This is a genomic window from Acinetobacter sp. Colony158 (genome assembly GCF_019264745.1).
GTDB classification, from domain to species: domain Bacteria; phylum Pseudomonadota; class Gammaproteobacteria; order Pseudomonadales; family Moraxellaceae; genus Acinetobacter; species Acinetobacter ursingii.
In genome coordinates, this window is record NZ_CP078523.1 from 650,185 (window position 1) to 650,398 (window position 214).

1 pseudogene is annotated in these 214 nt (G+C 42.5%); it reads left to right on the plus strand.

Annotated elements, in window-relative coordinates:
* Positions 1-2: 2 nt before the first annotated feature.
* Positions 3-214: pseudogene (locus JR005_RS14365) on the plus strand (succinyl-diaminopimelate desuccinylase); the annotation flags it as partial.

Here is a 214-nt window from a genome sequence, read left to right on the forward strand (position 1 = left end):
CTATGACCTCATCAGCCACCTTAGATCTTAGTTTAGAGCTTTTACGTCAACCTTCTGTTACTCCGATGGATCATAATTGTCAAAATATTATGGCCGATCGGCTTGCTCAGGTGGGTTTTAACATCGAGCATATGCGTTTTGAAGACGTTGATAACTTATGGGCACGTCGTGGTACTCAAGATCCCGTATTTTGTTTTGCAGGACATACAGACGT